Annotated in this window: 1 protein-coding gene; it reads right to left on the bottom strand. The window is 43.4% G+C overall.

The window, feature by feature from the left end; genetic code table 11:
* Nucleotides 1-15 precede the first annotated feature (15 nt).
* Entirely contained in the window at nucleotides 16-1,734 is a 1,719-nt protein-coding gene (locus tag BCT81_RS02260; RefSeq protein ID WP_102423126.1) for a S8 family peptidase, read from the bottom strand.
* Nucleotides 1,735-1,947 lie beyond the last annotated feature (213 nt).

Here is a 1,947-nt window from a genome sequence, read left to right as displayed (position 1 = left end):
ATAGATAATAAGGTGTTAGCGTGTTTCCAACTCTGTGAATATAGCCTCAGCGTCTACCACACTGCCAGAAATCGATAGAGTGTTGAAAGGCACTAAATCTGTCGGGCTAGAAGGCTTTTTAACAAGCAATTCTGGATAGACTTTTGATTCGTTCATTAATAGAGATTTCAGTTCTTTCACTGATAGGTCAGGGTAGCGAGACCACACTAAAGCAGCGACACCTGAAACCACAGGTGCTGCCATGCTGGTACCACTTTTCGAACCGTAAGTGTTGCCCGGTGTAGTTGAAAGAATTCGATACCCAGGAGCAAATACATCAACTGATTCTTGTCCGAAGTTACTGAAGCTTGCGACTAAGCTTTGATCTGCGTATTTTGCTGATGCACCCACATCTAACCACGTTGAGATAGGCTTTGAACGGTAGTGCTTAGCGTAGCGGTTTGGAAAGCTTGGTTTAATGTCATTATCGTTACGGCTGTTACCCGCGGAGTGAACAATCAGTACGCCTTTACGAGCGGCATAACGGAATGCATGGTCAACAATGTACTTACGAGGTGAGTAGCTTTTACCGAAACTCATGTTAATGATCTTTGCACCATTATCGACGGCATAGCGCACCGCGTTGGCAATGTCTTTATCTCGCTCGTCACCATTTGGCACCATACGTACCGCCATAATTTGTGCATGGTCTGCAACCCCATCGATACCGATAAAGTTTCCGCGTTCAGCAGCGATGATACCCGCAACGTGAGTGCCGTGAGAGCCGACAGGCCCCTTAACATCGTTGTTACCGTAACCTTTTTCCCATGGGTTATTGATGTCATCTAACACGATGTCGCGACGAGTATCGAGCTCTAGATTTAGATGGAAGTCTAAAGAGTCTTGATAGCGACTACGACGAGATTCCAAGTATTCAAATGAGTACCAAGATTCAAATAGGCTAAGTAGGCCTTGCGCCGCTGCAACGACGCTAGCGTTTTCGTTATCTAATAGCGTTTTTAAACCATTAGTCGAAAAGTCTTTCTGATCAACGTATTGAAGAATCTCTTGTTTGTATTCGTTGGCTTGGTCTATCGCGGTAGTGACACGATTTAACGCATCTTGGTCGTCTTTTAAAGAGGAGAGATAGTCTGACTCAACGCCTTCATAGTACTTACGCTTTTTGCGTGGAATCCAATGTCCATTTTCTTTAAGTTTCAGGTACTTCTTGTATTCTCGTGTAACCTCTAATGTATCTTGATCAACGTTGATCCCTAAAGAATTTCCGAGAAAGTTCCATCCGTGAATATCATCGATGTAACCATTGCCATCATCATCGATACCGTTATCTGGGATCTCGCCTTGGTTCGTCCAAAGTTTGTTTTTAAGGTCTTCATGTTCCACATCAACGCCAGAATCAAGAACAGCCACGATCACTGGCTCTGGCTTTAGTGGTGGCATAAGGTAGTCATATACCACGTCAGAACCTACGCCTTGAAGTCTTGTGTAGCTTGCAGATAGATTGAACCAATCGCCGCGCTGTGAATCAGCAGAGCTCATCATTCTCATCGAGAAGAAGGATGGTTGGATGGGGTCTTTAGAGTAATCCTCAACAATCGTACCTTTTACGTCTTGTATGAAAGGTGAATTGACAATCTGAGGTGAAAAGCCGTCTTCTTTAACTGTTGTAGCGGTGGCGTGTGCGGAAGCAATAATAGCTAAAGCGAGAGTAGTAAGTCTGTATCCGTGTTTCATCTGTGTAGCATCCTTATAATTATACGGCCAAAACTGTTTTTTAAACGCAATGCTTAACGCGTTTTGCCAGTTTTGTGAGCGGGAAATACCCGTTCAAAAAGCAGCCCAAAGGTAATATGCAATTAGACTTCTATCATTCATTTGGTCAATGAAATGGTATTGAGATCTCACTGTGAGCGATTTTTAAGCTTTAAAGTTTGAGCTAAATTCTAT

The sequence above is a fragment of the Vibrio sp. 10N.261.52.A1 genome (genome assembly GCF_002876325.1).
Classification (GTDB): Bacteria; Pseudomonadota; Gammaproteobacteria; order Enterobacterales; family Vibrionaceae; genus Vibrio; species Vibrio chagasii.
Note: the sequence above shows the minus strand (reverse complement) of the source record. Positions and strands in the feature narration are given on the sequence as shown.